Below are 16973 nucleotides of genomic sequence, written 5' to 3'. Positions count from 1 at the left end.
TACTTATGATAAAGGCCACAAATATTCAAAAAAGTTACGGAGACCTAAAGGTTTTACAAGGAGTTGATCTAGAAATAAAAAAAGGTGAAGTAGTTTCCATTGTAGGGGCCTCGGGAGCCGGAAAAACAACGCTATTGCAAATATTGGGTACTTTGGACACTCCTACCAACAAGGGAGAAAGTACTTTGGTCATAAACGACACCGATGTAAACCAACTCAACGATAAGAGCTTGGCCCAATTCCGAAACGAGCATATTGGATTTATTTTTCAGTTTCACCAGTTGTTGCCCGAGTTTACAGCTTTAGAGAATGTTTGTATCCCTGCTTTTATTAAAAAAACACCTAAAGCAAAAGCCGAAAAGCGGGCCAAAGAGCTATTGGATTTCTTGGGGTTAAAGGACCGCTACGATCATAAGCCCAATGCATTGTCCGGCGGTGAGCAGCAGCGTGTGGCCGTAGCCCGTTCCTTAATGAACAATCCTTCCGTGGTTTTCGCCGATGAACCCAGTGGTAATTTGGATTCTGAGAGTGCGGACAACCTGCATAAACTATTTTTTAAGTTGCGCGACGAGTTCGGGCAGACCTTTGTTTTGGTTACCCACAACTTGGAATTGGCCGATATGGCGGACCGAAAATTGACCATGGTGGATGGATTGATCGTTTCCAAGGACTGATATGACCAAAGCAGAACTCAAAGAATTTTTGGATGCCAAGGTGTTGGAATACAATCATCCCAAATTTTTAGAGGATGACCCTATTCAAATTCCACACCAGTTCACCCTAAAAGAAGATATTGAAATCAGTGCATTTTTAACGGCGACCATTGCTTGGGGAAACCGTAAGAGCATTATTAACAATGCAACAAAATTAATGGGACTGATGGGCAATACGCCTTACGATTTTGTGATGGGTCATACCGAGGATGACCTGGACATGCTCTCCCCTTTTGTACACCGTACCTTCAACGGCATCGACCTTGGTTACTTTGTAACCAGCCTACAAAATATCTATAAAAACCATGGTGGTTTAGAGCTTGTTTTTAGTGAACATCAGAACAAAGACTCCATGCAACCTGCCATTACAAACTTCAAGGAATTGTTTTTTGAACTACCACACCAACACCGGACACAAAAACATGTATCCGACCCTAGTAAAGGTTCTGCTGCAAAGCGAATTAATATGTTTTTACGTTGGATGGTCCGTGACAACAGTGCTGGAGTTGATTTTGGATTATGGAAAAATATCTCCCCTGCTAAACTTTCCTGCCCATTGGATGTACATTCTGGCAATGTAGCTCGAAAGTTAAAATTGCTCAAACGCAAACAGAATGATGCCAAAGCACTACAGGAATTGGATAAAAATCTGAGAAAATTAGACCCTAACGACCCTGTGAAATATGATTTTGCATTATTCGGCTTAGGGGTTTTTGAAAAGTTTTAGGTAATTTGAACCTTGTAGATTTATGATGCAATGAAATATTCGTCCCCTTCTTACTTTTTTGATTTTGAACACCATTCCATTCAAGAATTGATATCCGAATTTATGGCACCTGAACTCACCGATAAAGAGAAAACTATCGGACTGTATACCAAAGTTCGGGATGATTGGAAATATGACCCATACCATATAAGCCTTGCCAAAGAAAATTACAGGGCTAGCCACATTGTGCAAAAAAGCACGGGCAATTGTGTGGAGAAATCCATTTTATTGATTGCCGGGCTAAGGGGTATGGGAATACCTGCGAGGCTTCATTTGGGGAAAGTAAAAAACCACATTGCCGTAGAAAGGCTAATCGAAAAGTTTGGTTCCAACGAACTTACACCGCACGGAATGGTTAATGTAAATCTCAACAATAAGTGGTTAAAAATGTCTCCTGCATTCAATAAAAGCTTATGTGAAAAATTAAATGTAGAACCTTTGGAGTTCGATGGAGAAAACAACTCCTTCTTGCAAGCATATAACAGTGCCGGCACTAGATTTATGGAATACACAGAAGACTATGGGCATTTTGAGGACGTTCCCCTGGAGTTCATGAAAAAGAACATTAAAGAGCACTACCCCCACATTTTTGACAAAGCTGAAAATATTACTGAGTTTAGACTATAAAAAAATTAGTCAGCATTCCTAGCCTCCAAACCCATAACCGGGTTTCAAATCCAAAGGAATGGTCTCTCCCCCATTGGCAATGGATTTATAAATAGCTTCCACAATTATCATATCGCGCTTGCCCATTTCTCCCGGCGCTTTGTTCGGTTCATCAAATAATACATGCCTTGCAAAATCATCCATTTGTAATTTTTGTTGGCTCTCGTGCGGAAATTTGATTTCATCCCCATTGGAGGTCACTCCGCTCAAAGGTCCATAATTGTTGGCAGGCTGTAATCTAAACCAGCCAGAGGTACCCGAAGCATACATTGCATTGGCATTAAAATTATGGGAAGTGGTGATATTACCTACTGCCCCACTTGGAAATTGAAATTGTGCCGTGATCGTCTCATCAGTTTCCTTAAAATATTCAGGTCGGGTACTAAACTCTTGTGCAGCAACGGAAATTGGGTTTTCCCCGGTACCATAAATGGTACTTTGTACCGCATATATACCCATGTTTACCAAAGCACCACCTCCAGACAGTTCTCTGTTTAAACGCCATTGGTCTGGATTGCCCATAGAACGGTACGAGGCATCCGCAGACACAAATAATATATCACCAAAAGTCTTTTCACGCACAAACTCCTTTACTTGACGAGTATATGGCTCGGAATGTAAACGATAACCCATTCCCAATTTTACACCTGCTTCGTCACATGCATTTATGATAGCATCACACTCCTCTACACTAATGCCCATAGGCTTTTCACAGATTACATGCTTGCCCGCTTTTGCAGCTCGAATACTAAATTCGGCATGCATACTGTTAGGGAGCACAACATAAACAACATCAATGTCCTTGTTATTAGCGATATCATCAAAATTTTGATAGTTGTAAATATTCTTTTCAGGAATACCATACTTATCGGCCCAAACCTTTTCCTTTTCGGGTGTTCCCGTTACAATTCCTGCTAAATAACAATACTGTGTATCTTGCAATGCAGGAGCTAATTGATAGGTACTGTAACCACCAAGTCCTACCAAGGCAATACCCAACTTCTTCTTATCTTGATTTGCCCCCATGGCACAGGCAAAGGGAGCTGAGGATAACAAAGCCGCGCCTCCTATCCCTTTTGCAGTTATACTATTAAAATTTCTTCGAGTAATTGGCTTCATGTAATTGGATTTAGTGCGTTTCCATTAAAATTAAGAATAATAGCTCAATCATGGCATTTTCGATTCTTTTAACAAGGTAAGAACCTTCAAATTCCCTATTTTTATGGACTAGACTAATTCAACCAAATAATAATGAAAAAACTCTTACTATTAGGCATGGCATTATGTACGTCCATCGCCTTTGCCCAAGAACGAAAAATTCCTGTTGACACTACTGTAACTACACAACATTCCGTAACCATTAATGGAGCTCGCATTAATTATACGGCGACCACTGGAACCCAACCAGTTTGGGACGAACTAGGAGAACCCATAGCATCTTTACATTACACTTACTATACTAAGAACGATGTAAAAGATAGGGCTTCAAGACCTTTGCTGATTTCTTTTAATGGTGGACCTGGTTCAGGTTCCGTTTGGATGCACTTGGCCTATACAGGTCCAAGAATCCTTAAAATTGATGATGAAGGTTATCCTGTTCAACCTTATGGGGTTAAAGAAAACCCGTATTCCGTGCTCGACGTTACTGACATTGTATACGTAAATCCCGTAAATACTGGATATTCCCGCACTATTCCGGAAACCGGAAAAGAAGTGGACCGTAAAAAATTCTTCGGTATTAATGCGGATACCAAATATTTGGCCGAATGGTTAAATACGTTTGTTTCTAGAAACAATCGTTGGAGATCGCCCAAGTACATAGTTGGTGAAAGCTACGGTGGTACCCGTGTTATGGGGCTTTCTTTGGCTCTTCAAAACCAACAATGGATGTATTTGAACGGTGTGATCATGGTTTCCCCTGCTGATTATAAGGTATTCCGTGACAACGATCCTGTTTCCAGCGCTTTGAATATGCCCTACTTTGCCGCTACCGCATGGCATCATAAAGCATTGCCCTCCGATTTGCAAAGCAAAGACCTTTTGGAAGTATTACCTGAGGTGGAAGAGTTTACCATTAACGAATTGTTGCCTGCAATTGCCAAAGGTGGTTTTATAGCTGATTCGGAGCGTACTTCCATTGCCAATAAAATGGCACGTTACTCTGGATTGGAAGTTCAGGATATTCTTGATCACAACTTGGATGTACCGACTCAATATTTCTGGAAGGCTTTGATGAGGAAAAATGGTGGTTATACCATTGGCCGTTTGGATAGCCGTTATTTAGGGATAGACAAAACCCTTGCCGGAACCCGTCCGGATTATTCCCCTGAATTAACTTCTTGGCTGCACAGTTTTACTCCAGCTATCAACTATTACCTGCAAGAAGAGCTTAATTTTAAAACAGACATCAAATACAACATGTTTGGGCCTGTACATCCTTGGGATGACAGCAATGATAGTGTTCGTGATGACTTAAGACAAGCTATGGCTCAGAACCCATACTTGAATGTTTTGGTTCAATCTGGATACTATGATGGGGCATGTACTTATTTTGCCGCCAAGTATACCATGTCTCAAGTTGACCCTAGTGGTAAAATGAAAGATAGATTTGATTGGAAAGGATACCGCTCTGGTCATATGATGTATTTGAGAAAAGAAGACTTGAAAACTGCCAATGAAGATATTCGCGAGTTTATATTAAGAACCCAAGCCAACGGGAAGAGCGCGAAGTACTAAGCAACACAGTATTTAAAACTTTAAGCGGTGTGATATTTAATGTCACGCCGCTTTTTTATTGTATTATTATTTGATATACTCGGTTTTTTGTAACAAAAATTCATTTTTCAGCACATATATATTAAAATATATAAATTATGGCTGGAGGAGGATTTGCACAACATGCTAAAAATGTTATTGAAGGAAACAGAGCTCTTTTACGTTCAAAAGGAAGACGTAAACGAACCAAGGACGATGTTTATGGTAAAGTAAGTGTAACCGAACTAAGCTTTAAAAAATCAACCCGACGAGATCTAGATCGCGTGAGAAAAAAAATGTTTATCCAAAAGGAAAAAGAGAAAAGACAGATGTTTTATGCAATACTTGCCACTATACTTCTCTTTTTTGTCTTGTATTTACTTTTTGTGCCACGATAATTTCTATTTTTAACAAAAACCGCACATCGTGAAAAAACAAACTTTACTCTGCATCATGATTTCGATTTTAGGAATATCGAATACCTCAAAAATCAACGCACAGGATTGGCCCAACTTGGAAAAGTATAAAAATGCCAACGCCGAACTCAAGGCACCGGAAGCAGAAGAAAACCGTGTGGTTTTCATGGGTAACTCTATTACCGAAATGTGGAAAGATGCCCATCCAGAATTTTTTACGGACAATCCTTATATAAATAGAGGTATTGGCGGACAGACCACGCCACAAATGTTACTTCGATTTCGGCAAGATGTTATTGATCTAAACCCCAAGGTGGTGGTAATCTTGGCTGGCACCAACGATATCGCGGGTAATACAGGGCCCATGACCCTGGAGCAAATACACGACAATATACTTTCCATGGTAGAATTGGCGATCGCCAATGGTATTAAACCTATAGTTTGCTCAGTATTGCCTGCCTACGATTATCCATGGCGACCAGGATTGGAACCAAATATTAAAATTCCAAAGCTAAACCTAATGCTTAAGACCATGGCCAGTGAAAAGGGAGCCATTTATTTGGACTATTTTTCCGAAATGACAGATGATAGAAATGGGTTGCCCTCCGAGTTGACCACAGACGAGGTACATGTGACCAAAGCTGGTTATGAAATTATGGAGCGAATGGTAAAACAAGCAATCGATAAAGCCCTTTAGTCCAAGTTATGCAGGATCTAGAATTTATCCATGCTTTCGAATCTGGGGAATATCCTCCAAAAAAAATCGATCACAAGGCGCATATAAAATTAGCTTGGATTTACCTCGACCTGTACGATGAAGAAACTGCAATTTCGAAAACATGTAAGGCCATTCAAAATTTTGACCAACTATATGGTGGCGGAACAAAATACCACACAACCCTTACCGTGGCGGCCGTAAAAGTGGTTCACCATTTCAGGCAAAAATCAAGTGCAACCACATTTGAGGGATTTGTAAACGAGTTCCCTAAACTGGTCACCTCTTTCAAGGAACTTCTTTATCAACATTATGGAAAAGATACAATTACCAATCCACGAGCAAAAACCACTTACCTAGAACCCGATTTACTTCCGTTCACTTAAATTGCTTGCATAGAATTTAGTTACCTTGCAACATGCAAAACGGCAAGGTCAGCATTATAATTCCTTTTAAAAATACTGCGCATTTTTTACCTGAATGTCTAAATTCCATCATAGCTCAAACCTATGAAAATTGGGAAGTATTGGCCGTAAACGACCATTCTACTGACGAGAGTTTTGAGTTGCTCACCTCCTACTCCATCAAAGACGAACGTATTAAGGTCCTTCACAATAAAGGGAACGGGATTATCCCCGCCCTACAAACCGCTTATTCAAAAAGTAGTGGGCAATTTATTACACGAATGGACTCGGATGATATCATGAAACCTGAACGTTTGGCGGCAATGACAAATTCTTTAATTGATAACGGTAAAGGATATGTTGCGGTCGGACAGGTAAAATATTTTTCGAACAGAGGAATCAGCAACGGTTACGAAAGATACGAGGAGTGGCTGAACCTTTTGACGGCTACTGGCAATAATTTTGATGAAATCTACAAAGAATGTGTCATCCCGTCCCCTTGCTGGATGGTTCATCGTGATGATTTTGAAAAGTGCAACGGTTTTGCTCCCCAGAGGTATCCGGAGGATTACGATCTTACTTTCCGGTTTTATGAGCAGGATTTTAAAATTATTCCCTGCAACCAAGTGTTGCATCTTTGGCGAGATTATGACACGCGTACTTCCAGGACCCATGAACATTACGCCCAGAATTACTTCTTGGACATTAAACTCCATTATTTTTTAAAATTAAATCGAGATATAAATCGCCCATTAGTAGTTTGGGGCGCTGGATTCAAGGGAAAAAAAATTGCAAAGGGTCTTAAAAAGAAAGACCTTGATTTTGTTTGGTTATGTGACAATCCAAAAAAAATAGGAAAGAAAATTTACGGAAAGAAAATGGTGCACTTTGAGGCTTTGCAAGGTTTGAGCAATCCACAGAGTATTATTACTGTAGCAAATGAGGATGCACAAAAGGAAATTCGAGATTATTTTACGGATTTGGGACAATCACCAATGCAGGATTATTTCTTTTTTTGCTAAGTTTTAACTCTTGTTCTAAAAACAAGATTCTTCCCTTCGCGTAGAATAACAGTTTATTTTTAATCGTTAATTGACCATTGATCACTGAAGTTTGAAATCAGAATGTATTAATGCCTATCTTTGATCAAGAAATAATGGGAATGCAGTTTAAACATCCAGAAATTCTTTGGGCACTTTTTCTTCTAATCATACCCATTTTAATCCATTTATTTCAATTACGTCGTTTTACAAAAACACCGTTTACCAATGTAGCTATGCTACAAAGGGTGGTTTCTGAATCCAGAAAAAGTAATACACTGAAAAAATGGCTGCTACTATGTACGCGACTATTATTACTAGCAGCTATTATTTTAGCTTTCGCACAACCTTTTACCGCTGCAAATACTGCCCTACAAGTAAAGGAAACCGTTGTTTATTTGGATGATTCGTTTAGTATGCAGGCCAAAAACAATGGCATTTCGCTACTGGAAAAAGCTGTTCAAGACCTTTTAAAAAATATAGATAGTGAAAACGAATTTAGTCTGTTTACCAACGAAAGAACTTTTGCCGATATTCGGGTAACAGACATCCAAAATGCTCTACTATCCCTACCCTACACCTCCAAGCAATTGAACCTCAATGAGATTCATCTTAAAGCAAATATCTTATTTTCTCAAAATAATGGTTCGGTGAAAAATTTGATTGTAATATCCGATTTTCAAGAGCGGATAGCAGAAACTAAAGCAGATTGGAATTCGGCACTGAAAACCTATTTTGTACCTCTCAGTGCAAGAGAAGTCCAAAATGTATCCATTGATTCCGTATTTGTGAACGATAATACGAGCGACCAGTCCCAACTCAATGTTTTTTTATCCGGAGGAAATACGGACGACCCATTACCCATATCACTTTACAACGGGGATGAGCTAATTGCCAAAGCCGCAGCAAAATTCAATTCCGCTGGTGATGCCGTGGTTGATTTCACCATTCCTGTCAATGCTATTTTAAATGGACGGTTAAGTATTATCGACAACGCCTTGGGCTACGATAATCGTTTCTTTTTCAACATTAATGAAAGGGAAAAAATTAAAGTACTTGCTATTAGTGAATCGGATAATGATTACTTGAACCGTTTGTTTCGTGGTGAGGAATTCGAGTTTCAAAAGTACCGCTTAAATCAATTGGACTATAGTACGTTGAGTGATCGGAATGTTGTGATCATTGACAACCAATATGCGATTCCGAATAGTCTTCAAAACATTCTTCGGACCTTTAAAAATGATGGTGGCACCTTAATAATTATTCCTTCTCTAAATATTGATTTGGGTTCTTATAATAACCTGTTGTCCAGTTTATCCTCTACACAGTTCAGCGAAAAAATAAGCTCCGAGACCCAACTAACGACCATAGCATTTGACCATCCCTTGTACCGGAACGTTTTTGAACAGGAAGTGACCAATTTTCAATATCCGTATATAAATACGCACTATGGAATACAATCCAATCTTCCCAAAGCGCTGTCCATGGATGGAGGAAATTCATTTTTAGTAGGTGATGATGGATTCTATGTATTCACCGCTCCCTTGGAGTTGGACAATTCAAATTTCATTAATTCACCTTTGATCGTGCCGACATTTTATAACATGGCCCAGTCCAGTTTACAAACTCCAAAGTCCTATCAAACCCTGGGAAAAGTAAATACTGTGGATATTCCTGTAGAAATAGGCACGGATGAGATTTTAAAGGTCTCCAAGGATAATTACGAATTTATTCCGCTACAACAGACTTACCCGAATCGGGTTCGCCTCACCTTTGATCAAAACCCCATTGAAGACGGGATTTATTCCATTGAACAAGACAATAGCATATTACAAAATATTAGCTTTAATTATCCGCGAACAGAAAGCCAGCTTAAATATCTGGATGTCGGAACATTGGAAAATATTAACACCATGGATTCAATTCCTGAGTTGTTCGAATACTTGAAAGCCGAAAACAACATTACGGGATATTGGAAATGGTTTGTTATTTTAGCGTTGCTTCTGGCGCTTATAGAGGTACTCATTCAAAAACTTGTTACATGAACATTCTCCTGAAGTCTGCAAAAATTGTATGCCCAGAGAACAAGGAACTTCACTTGAAAAAGCGAGATATCCTTATTAAAAAAGGGATAATTGAAACTATTGGAGCCTCTCTAGAAGCCTCTTCCAATACAAAGATTTTAGAAAAGGAAAATCTACACGTTTCGTTAGGATGGTTCGATAGCAGTGTAAGTTTTGGTGAGCCCGGTTTTGAGGAACGGGAAACCATTACGAATGGACTTTTTACAGCAGGCAAAAGTGGTTTCACCGATATAGTCCTCAACCCAAGTACCTATCCAGTTCCCGATACCAGTTCGGATATTGTGTTTTTAAAGGAGCGTGGCCAAGGTAAGGCTACAAATATCTATCCTTTGGGAACATTGACAAAGAATGCCGAGGGAATTGATCTTGCAGAACTTTTTGATATGAAAAATGCAGGTGCGGTAGCCTATTACGACTTTAAGAAGCAGATTTCTAATCCGAACCTTCTTAAAATTGCTTTACTGTATGCCCAAAATTTTGAAGGATTGGTATACTCTTTTCCACAAGATGGGGATATAAAAGGAAAAGGTGTGGTTCACGAAGGAGAAGTATCCACAAAGCTTGGACTAAAAGGAATCCCTGCAATGGCAGAAGAACTGCAAATTGCTAGGGACCTGTTTGTACTGGAATATACAGGCGGAAAACTCCATATACCCACGATTTCAACCTCTGGCTCGGTTAAGCTTATTGCCGAGGCCAAGAAAAAAGGCTTGGATGTAACATGCAGCGTTGCTGTTCATAACCTGTTTTTTTCGGATGAAACCTTGGAAGGATTTGACACACATTATAAGGTTTCTCCTCCACTGCGCACCAAATCAGATAGTAAGGCCCTGATCAAAGGGGTTAAAAATGGAACTATTGATTTTGTAACCTCGGATCACATTCCAATGGATATTGAACATAAACGTGTGGAATTCGATAATGCAAAAAGTGGTAGTCTTGGACTGGAAACTGCCTTTGGTGGTTTAAACACCATTTTTGAACTTGATGAAACCATTGGACTGTTAACCAAAGGGCGCGAACGCTACCAAATTACATCACCCAAGCTCGAAGTAGGGTCCAAAGCATGTCTTACTCTTTTCAATCCCGATATTGAATATACTTTTAAAGTTGAGGATATACTATCAACATCCAAAAATAGCATGTTTGTTGGTGCCAACTTAAAAGGAAAAGTCTACGGAATCATAAATAACGACCTAAGTACATTATAATGAGTGACCCCACAAGCCCAGGGAAAACCACGGCAGTTGTAGCATATATTACTATTGTAGGCTGTTTAATCGCCATTACCATGAACATTGAAGAGAAAAACGCTTTTGCTCGTTTTCATATTCGACAGGCATTTGGAATCCATGTGCTTTTTCATGCTTTGGCCATTTTAATGACCTATGCGGGATACGCCTATTTGGCAATACCGGTTTATCTATTTTATATCGCTATTTGGATTTTTGGTTTTTTGCAAGCATTAAACGGGAAAACCAAACCTTTGCCAGTTTTGGGCAAGTATTTTCAAAAATGGTTCACATTCATCTCCTAAACTAACAACATGTCCCAAAAATCTTTATCCCTTACATATTTGCTCCGTCCATCGTCAATAAAATCAGGAAAAGTACCCGCATTGTTCATGTTTCATGGATATGGTAGCAACGAAGAAGATTTATTCTCTTTTGCATCTGAACTCCCAGAGGAATTAATGATTTTTTCAGTTAAAGCCCCATATGATCTAGAGCCTTTTGGCCATGCGTGGTACGCCATTAATTTTGATGCGGAACAGGGTAAATGGAGTGATGATGAGCAAGCTAAGGAATCTAGGGAAAAAATTGTTCGCTTTATCGATGAAGCTATAGAGGCATACAACCTGGATGAGGAAAACATTACGTTGTTGGGCTTTAGCCAGGGTACTATTTTAAGTTATTCGGTTGCCCTCTCTTATCCAGAAAAAATAAAAAACGTTGTTGCCCTAAGTGGATACATTAACGAGAAAATATTGACTGATGACTACAGGGAGAAGAATCACAGCAATCTACATTTTTATGCTTCGCACGGACAGGTAGATCAAGTGATTCCTTTGGAATGGGCCCAAAAATCCCCAGAGTTTTTGAAACAATTGAATATAGACACTACTTATCAAGAATTTCCTGTAGGTCACGGTGTATCCCAGCAAAATTTCTTTTCTTTTAAAAAGTGGTTAGAGGAGCATATTTAATTCCTGTCTCTCATTCCGTCCTTTACATGGAATCTCATCCCACAAACTGAGTTCTGAAACGAGTTCAGGATAACAACATACAAATTAGTACTCCTGCGGTGCGTACAACAAATGTTGGGCCAAGGTAAAATCTACGCTTAAATCATCTTTTAGCTCATATTTTATAATTAAATCTCCCCAATATTTTCCATCGGAGAAATCTGCTAAAATCCATTTATGGTTGAGTACCTTAATTTTGTTGATCTTAAAATCACTTTCCATACCTTCATACGGAATCAAAGGGTTATCCCCTTTACTCTCGTTGGTTTCCAATAATTTATCTTGAATATAGAGGGAAGGGTTTTCCAAATTCAAATGGTCGTAGTAAGCCAAGGCATCATCATTGTTTTCCAAAGTAAAGTACTGCATGTCCAATACTTTTAAGTGCATGGTCTGTAGCGAATCCTCGAGTTTTACAACCTCTTCTTCAAGTTGTTTTACATCTGAGCTTAGTGCTTTTTGCATATTGTTTCCTGTTACAAATTGAAAAAGCGCCAAGAGGGCGGCAAAGACAAACAGGTATAGAAATATGTTTTTTTTCATGTATTTCAATATTTTATCAATACTTAATTCCTATTAATGTCACATCGAGCGAAGTAGAGATGTATTGTCTACCTTTCGACTGCGATCAAGATGAAAATCCATTATTTTGTAACATGTTATCATAACGAATTAAGAACTTCTATATTTTTATCTGTAGATTATCGTAGGCCAAATGTATGTTTTTGGGAAGACTTTTTTCTACTTCTTCATGGAATCCCAACAATGCACTTATATGAGTGAAATAGGTTTGTTCCGCACCAACTTTTTCGGCAAACTCCAAGGCTTCTTCCAAGTTAAAGTGCGAATGATGTGGCTCTAGTCGAAGTGCGTTCACTACCAGTATTTTAGCGCCTTGTAGTTTTTTTATTTCCTCTTCTTCCACCCTTTTTACATCTGTCATATAAATGAATTCGCCGAATCGGTATCCGAAAACCTGTAATCTGTTATGAAACGCCTCTATTGGGATCACATCCAAATCTCCCAAAGGTATAGCCTTGTCCTTAACCACCTCGTTCACCTGAACTGCCGGTGCACCCGGATATCTATCCTCATCCGCAAAAATGTAATCGAACCGTCTTTTCAAGGATTCTATCACTCTTTGGTGTGCATAGATCGGAATATCTCCCTGTCTAAAGAAAAAAGGGCGGATATCATCAATCCCAGCAGTATGATCCGCATGTTCATGAGTAAACAATATTCCATCCAATTTGTCAATAGGATTGGTGAGCATTTGTTGTCTAAAATCGGGGCCGCAATCAATAACGTAGTTATAGTCTTTCCAAGAAATCAATACAGATACACGGAGCCTCTTGTCCTTTGGGTCGTTGCTCAAGCACACCGGATGGTTACTACCTATAACGGGGATTCCCTGTGAAGTTCCCGTTCCCAAAAAAGTAATGGTCATCTTATTATCCATTAAAACCAAAATTATAACTTATTTATTTAATAGATTGCTTGAAGAGTGTAACTTTGCTATTCATTAAAAAAACGAACATGCCCAGCATACCAAGCAAAGAAAATGCTTTCGAGAACATTCCATCCATAAAGGCAAAAACCCTTAGGATCAATTTGAACCGTGACATTTATGGAACTTTTGCCGAAATTGGTGCAGGGCAAGAGACCGCTAGACATTTTTTTAGAGCTGGTGGTGCTTCCGGGACTATTGCAAAAGCGATGAGCGCTTACGATAAGTCCTTTAGTGATGCCATTTATGGTATTGAGGAAGATGGACGTTACGTGACCCAATCTCGATTAAAAAAGATGTTGGATCACGAAATGCGCTTGGTCGAGGAAAGAATCAGCAGGGACAATAATCCTGATTATCTGTTCTTTACCTATGCCAATACAGTTGCTACTATAGATTTTTCCAAAAGATATAAAGGACATGGTTGGGTCGGACTACGATTTCAGTTAGATCCCGACCAAAAGGAGTATGATGAAATTGTGCTACATATCCGCTTTAAACAAAATGAAGCAAGATTACAGCAAGAAACCCTAGGTATATTGGGGGTAAACTTAATGTATGGGGCATTCTTCAAATTCCATAAACCTAAGAAACTTCTAAAATATCTGTACGATCATATCGACCATGATACCTTGGAAATTGATATGATCAACTTTACCGGTCCCAATTTTGCCGATGTAGACAACCGTTTGATGAGCTTACAGTTGATCAAAAACGATATGACCGATGCAGTAATGTTCGGCCCTGACGGAAACAACTTGTTGCCTGCAGCCGTACTTTACAAGAAAAACATCTTGGCATTGCGTGGAAGTTTTAGGCCTGTGACCAAGGTGAATATGGATATGTTCCAGAAGTCCTACGATATTTTTATTCGGGAACAAACAGTGGATATGGAAAATGCCATTGTTGTTTTCGAAATAACCCTATCCAACCTTAAAGCTGCGGGGGAAATTGACGAACAAGATTTTATGGATCGTGCGGAACTACTTTGTTCCCTTGGCCATACGGTATTGATTTCCAAGTTCCAAGAATATTATAAACTGGTAGAATACTTTAATAATTATACCAAGGCAAAAATTGGTCTAACCATGGGTGTGAACAACTTGGTTGATGTATTTGATGAAAAATACTATCGACACCTAAGCGGTGGTATTTTGGAGGCATTCGGGAAATTGTTCTTTAAAGATCTGAAGGTTTACCTTTATCCAATGAAAGACCCGGAAACGGGTCAAGTGCTTACCAGCAACAATGTAAAGGTACACCCGAGAATGAAGGAATTGTACAAATTCTTTAAGTACAATGGAAAAGTGATGGATATTATTGATTACGATCCTGAGGTGCTCCACATTTTTTCAAGAGATGTGCTCAAAAAAATCATCAAGAAAGATGAAGGGTGGGAAAAAGAGCTACCTGAGGGTATTGCCGAAATTATAAAAGAGAAGAATTTGTTTACACGAAAGGTTCTCGAAGAAAAAGAATAACAAAAAAGGCGCTGAATCAGCGCCTTTTCTTATATCTGCAATTGGTCTAGCCCAATATCTGAGCCGCGTGATCTTTGGTCTTCACCTTTTCAATCACATTCTCCACTACCCCATCACCATCGATAATAAATGTTGTCCGGTGGATTCCATCATACTCCTTGCCCATGAATTTCTTAGGTCCCCAAACTCCGAAGGTATTGATTACAGTATGATCCTCATCGGCCAATAATGGAAAAGGAAATTCATATTTATTTTTAAAATTGGATTGTCTCTTCTCCGAGTCGGCGCTAACTCCCAATAGTTCAAATCCTTGGTCCTGTAGTTCTTTGTAGTTATCCCTTAGATTACAAGCTTCCGCTGTACAGCCTGGCGTGCTCGCCTTAGGGTAAAAAAACACTACCAGCTTTTTTCCTTTATAATCGTTAAGATTAATTGTATTGCCGTCTTGGTCTTTTGCTGAAAATTCAGGTACTTTATCTCCTACTTTTAACATATTCATGATCAATGTGATTGAATTTATTGTTTAATATTTACTTTATCAAAGTTAAACAAATATGACGAAAAAAGAAAAGGTAGATTTTGCCATCAAAACCTTGGACGAGCTCTACCCAACCATACCAATTCCTTTAGATCATAAAGACCCATATACTTTATTGATTGCAGTTTTATTATCCGCACAAAGCACCGATGTGCGGGTAAACCAGATTACCCCGCTGTTGTTTGCCAAGGCTGATAATCCATATGATATGGTAAAACTTACTGTGGAAGAGATAAGTGAAATAATTAAACCTGTGGGGCTCTCCCCTATGAAATCAAAAGGAATATATGGGCTCTCCAAAATATTGATAGATAAATATGATGGCAAGGTGCCACAGGATATTGCATTATTGGAAGAATTACCGGGAGTTGGCCATAAAACGGCAAGTGTAGTGGTTTCCCAAGCTTTTGGCATCCCTGCTTTTCCTGTGGATACACATATACATAGGTTAATGTACCGATGGGGCTTTAGTAATGGAAAAAATGTGGTACAAACCGAGCGGGACGCCAAGCGATTGTTTCCTAAAGAATTATGGAACCGATTACATCTTCAAATTATTTGGTATGGCCGAGAATATTCTCCGGCAAGAGGTTGGGACTTGGAAAAGGATATTATAACCAAGACCATAGGAAGAAAATCGGTGATCAACGACTATTATAAAAACAAAAAGAGCCGCTAATTGCGGCTCTTTTCGTCAGTTTGATCCTTAAATTAATTCAATGTTACTTCAAACTGGTGTTTTTTGTAGTCAACTACATGAATCGATTTTGAAAAGCTAAGTAAGAAATCTACAGTTTTCTGACTCGCTTTTACCGTTTTTACGGATTTTTGTTCTTCAGAGTAAATGTTTTCCATATTCTAGCGTAAGTAATTGTTTCCATTATATAACGGCGCTAGATTGGAAATATTGTTGGCTTCGACGTAATGCCAATTAATTCGTTAAAACGATATTTTTACGTTCTACGATTTTTCTAAGATTAATTAGTGCATAACGCATTCTACCCAAAGCTGTGTTGATGCTAACGTTTGTGTTTTCGGATATTTCCTTGAAGCTCATATCCTTGTAAATACGCATGATCAGTACTTCTCTTTGATCATCCGGTAATTCATCGATCAAAAGGGTAAGATCGCTTTCGATTTGATCTTTAATGATCTGTTTTTCGGCGTTCAACTTTTCGTCGTGGATAACGGAAAAGATATTGAAGTCGTCGCTACCCTCGAATTTGGGCATTCTTTTATTTTTGCGGAAGTGGTCGATAACCAAGTTGTGCGCAATACGCATTACCCAAGGCAAAAATTTACCTTCTTCGCTGTATCTTCCTTTTTTAAGGGTTTTGATCACCTTGATAAACGTGTCCTGGAAGATGTCCTCTGCAACATCCCTGTCCAAAACTTTGCTGTAAATAAAACTGGTGATTCTTTGGTTGTGCCTGTTGATCAGGATTTCAAGAGCTTTTTCGTCTCCGTCAATGTAGTTCTTTACTAAAATCGAGTCATTAATCTGTAGTTGTTCCATACAAATTACTTTTTTTGGGTTAAAATCACAGTCCTCCCTTTGTCAAGAAAGACTATAGTTATTCAGTTTTTAATCTTTAAAAAAGTAATTATTCTGTATAGGCCTATCAGGATTTTAATTACACTTCA

The 16973-nt window shown here is 38.9% G+C and carries 19 protein-coding genes; 14 read left to right on the top strand and 5 right to left on the bottom strand.

Annotated features, from left to right (window positions below):
- Positions 1-5: 5 nt before the first annotated feature.
- From PY091_RS00175 to PY091_RS00165, 3 genes are read left to right on the top strand one after another with little or no spacing between them, the layout of a single operon-like run.
- Positions 6-674: an ABC transporter ATP-binding protein gene (locus tag PY091_RS00175; RefSeq protein ID WP_275647744.1), complete on the top strand. Its 669-nt coding sequence runs from the start codon at positions 6-8 to the stop codon at positions 672-674.
- A 1-nt stretch (position 675) separates the two neighbouring features.
- Positions 676-1440: a TIGR02757 family protein gene (locus tag PY091_RS00170; RefSeq protein ID WP_275647743.1), complete on the top strand. Its 765-nt coding sequence runs from the start codon at positions 676-678 to the stop codon at positions 1438-1440.
- Positions 1441-1470: 30 nt separating this feature from the next.
- Positions 1471-2106, top strand: a complete 636-nt coding sequence (locus PY091_RS00165; protein WP_275647742.1) for a transglutaminase-like domain-containing protein — start codon at positions 1471-1473, stop codon at positions 2104-2106.
- Positions 2107-2124: 18 nt separating this feature from the next.
- Here the strand turns inward: PY091_RS00165 and PY091_RS00160 are convergent, their stop codons facing one another.
- Positions 2125-3264 (bottom strand): Gfo/Idh/MocA family protein, encoded by a 1140-nt coding sequence (locus PY091_RS00160; protein WP_275647741.1) that lies wholly within the window; start codon positions 3262-3264, stop codon positions 2125-2127.
- Between the two features lie 132 nt (positions 3265-3396).
- Here PY091_RS00160 and PY091_RS00155 point away from each other — a divergent pair, with 132 nt between their 5' ends.
- From PY091_RS00155 to PY091_RS00115, 9 genes are all read left to right on the top strand, one after another.
- Positions 3397-4881: a S10 family peptidase gene (locus PY091_RS00155; RefSeq protein WP_275647740.1), complete on the top strand. Its 1485-nt coding sequence runs from the start codon at positions 3397-3399 to the stop codon at positions 4879-4881.
- Between the two features lie 137 nt (positions 4882-5018).
- A complete protein-coding gene (locus tag PY091_RS00150; protein WP_275647739.1) occupies positions 5019-5297 on the top strand; it encodes a hypothetical protein in 279 nt (92 codons plus the stop codon).
- 55 nt (positions 5298-5352) lie between these two features.
- Positions 5353-6012: an SGNH/GDSL hydrolase family protein gene (locus tag PY091_RS00145; protein WP_275647738.1), complete on the top strand. Its 660-nt coding sequence runs from the start codon at positions 5353-5355 to the stop codon at positions 6010-6012.
- 8 nt (positions 6013-6020) lie between these two features.
- Positions 6021-6416, top strand: coding sequence for a hypothetical protein (locus PY091_RS00140; RefSeq protein ID WP_275647737.1), 396 nt, complete (start codon positions 6021-6023; stop codon positions 6414-6416).
- A gap of 32 nt (positions 6417-6448) precedes the next feature.
- Positions 6449-7456: a glycosyltransferase family 2 protein gene (locus tag PY091_RS00135; RefSeq protein WP_275647736.1), complete on the top strand. Its 1008-nt coding sequence runs from the start codon at positions 6449-6451 to the stop codon at positions 7454-7456.
- 140 nt (positions 7457-7596) lie between these two features.
- Positions 7597-9519 carry a BatA domain-containing protein gene (locus PY091_RS00130; RefSeq protein WP_275647735.1) on the top strand — a complete coding sequence of 641 codons (1923 nt, stop codon included), beginning with the start codon at positions 7597-7599 and terminating at the stop codon, positions 9517-9519.
- On the top strand, positions 9516-10769 hold the full coding sequence (locus PY091_RS00125; protein WP_275647734.1) for a dihydroorotase: 1254 nt from the start codon (positions 9516-9518) through the stop codon (positions 10767-10769). The genes PY091_RS00130 and PY091_RS00125 overlap by 4 nt, the downstream gene beginning before the upstream one ends.
- Complete coding sequence (locus PY091_RS00120; protein WP_275647733.1) at positions 10769-11095, top strand: hypothetical protein; 327 nt, start codon at positions 10769-10771, stop codon at positions 11093-11095. Before PY091_RS00125 ends, PY091_RS00120 begins: the two co-directional genes overlap by 1 nt.
- Before the next feature lie 9 nt (positions 11096-11104).
- Positions 11105-11764 carry an alpha/beta hydrolase gene (locus PY091_RS00115; protein WP_275647732.1) on the top strand — a complete coding sequence of 220 codons (660 nt, stop codon included), beginning with the start codon at positions 11105-11107 and terminating at the stop codon, positions 11762-11764.
- Positions 11765-11848: 84 nt separating this feature from the next.
- Here the strand turns inward: PY091_RS00115 and PY091_RS00110 are convergent, their stop codons facing one another.
- Together PY091_RS00110 and PY091_RS00105 are read right to left on the bottom strand one after the other, a co-directional pair.
- Positions 11849-12346: a hydrolase gene (locus PY091_RS00110; RefSeq protein WP_275647731.1), complete on the bottom strand. Its 498-nt coding sequence runs from the start codon at positions 12344-12346 to the stop codon at positions 11849-11851.
- A gap of 139 nt (positions 12347-12485) precedes the next feature.
- Complete coding sequence (locus PY091_RS00105; protein WP_275648756.1) at positions 12486-13250, bottom strand: MBL fold metallo-hydrolase; 765 nt, start codon at positions 13248-13250, stop codon at positions 12486-12488.
- A gap of 89 nt (positions 13251-13339) precedes the next feature.
- Here PY091_RS00105 and PY091_RS00100 point away from each other — a divergent pair, with 89 nt between their 5' ends.
- The gene (locus PY091_RS00100) at positions 13340-14791 is read left to right on the top strand and encodes a TonB-dependent receptor (RefSeq protein ID WP_275647730.1); all 1452 of its coding nucleotides are present in this window, start codon (positions 13340-13342) and stop codon (positions 14789-14791) included.
- A 46-nt stretch (positions 14792-14837) separates the two neighbouring features.
- Here PY091_RS00100 and bcp read toward each other — a convergent pair whose 3' ends face one another.
- The gene (bcp, locus tag PY091_RS00095; RefSeq protein ID WP_275647729.1) at positions 14838-15290 is read right to left on the bottom strand and encodes a thioredoxin-dependent thiol peroxidase; all 453 of its coding nucleotides are present in this window, start codon (positions 15288-15290) and stop codon (positions 14838-14840) included.
- A gap of 55 nt (positions 15291-15345) precedes the next feature.
- Here bcp and PY091_RS00090 point away from each other — a divergent pair, with 55 nt between their 5' ends.
- Positions 15346-16008 carry an endonuclease III domain-containing protein gene (locus PY091_RS00090; RefSeq protein WP_275647728.1) on the top strand — a complete coding sequence of 221 codons (663 nt, stop codon included), beginning with the start codon at positions 15346-15348 and terminating at the stop codon, positions 16006-16008.
- Positions 16009-16260: 252 nt separating this feature from the next.
- Here PY091_RS00090 and PY091_RS00085 read toward each other — a convergent pair whose 3' ends face one another.
- Positions 16261-16845 carry an RNA polymerase sigma factor gene (locus PY091_RS00085; RefSeq protein WP_108246137.1) on the bottom strand — a complete coding sequence of 195 codons (585 nt, stop codon included), beginning with the start codon at positions 16843-16845 and terminating at the stop codon, positions 16261-16263.
- Positions 16846-16973 lie beyond the last annotated feature (128 nt).

The sequence above is a fragment of the Flagellimonas okinawensis genome (assembly GCF_029194005.1).
Taxonomy (GTDB): Bacteria; Bacteroidota; Bacteroidia; order Flavobacteriales; family Flavobacteriaceae; genus Flagellimonas; species Flagellimonas okinawensis.
This window is presented reverse-complemented; position numbering and strand designations above follow the sequence as displayed.